The 836-nt window shown below is 72.5% G+C and carries 1 pseudogene; it reads left to right on the top strand.

What is annotated here, in order from left to right:
- Positions 1–836, top strand: a pseudogene (locus tag AC27KI_RS26145) (YifB family Mg chelatase-like AAA ATPase); the annotation flags it as partial.

The following is an 836-nucleotide window of genomic DNA, read 5'->3' as shown; positions in this document are numbered from 1 at the left end:
CGAGGTGTACCGGGCGCGGCCACCTGCTCGACGTGGTGCAGGCACGTTTCTGCCCGTTCTCCGCCCATGCGGCCCGCCGAGCCGGCCGGCGAGGGGGTTCGTGCGGCTGCAGGCGTCGCCGCTGCAATCGGCAGCGCCGCCGGCGGATCTGGCCGACGTGAAGGGCCAGGCCGCCGCCAAGCGGGCGCTGGAGATCGCCGCCGCGGGTGGCCACGGTCTGCTGCTGGTCGGCCCGCCAGGATCGGGCAAATCGATGCTGGCGCACCGCTTTGCCGGGCTGCTGCCGCCGATGACGGTGGACGAGGCGCTGGAGAGCGCGGCCATTGCCAGCCTGGCGGGACGCTTCGGCCCGGAAAGATGGGGCAACAGAAATACGAGCGCCCCGCACCACACCTGCAGCGCGATTGCACTGGTCGGCGGCGGCTCACCCCCACGGCCCGGCGAGATCTCGCTCGCCCACCATGGCGTCCTTTTTCTCGATGAATTTCCGGAGTACGCCCGCAGTGCGCTGGAAGCCCTGCGCGAGCCGCTGGAGACAGGCCGCATCACCATCGCCCGAGCGGCACAGCGGGCCGAATACCCTGCCCGCTTCCAGCTGGTGGCCGCGATGAACCCCTGCCCTTGCGGCTTTCTCGGCTCCGGCCAGCGCACCTGCCGCTGCACACCCGACCAGGTGGCACGCTACCAGGGCAAGCTCAGCGGCCCGTTGCTGGACCGCATCGATCTGCATGTGGAAGTGCCCGCGCTGCCCCCGGGCGAGCTGCTGCAGGCGCCGCCCGGCGAGGCCACGGCGGCGGTGCGCGAGCGCGTGGTGCAGGCCCGGCAACGGGCCATCG

Source organism: Acidovorax sp. KPB24-03, assembly GCF_057546605.1.
Note: the sequence above shows the minus strand (reverse complement) of the source record. Positions and strands in the feature narration are given on the sequence as shown.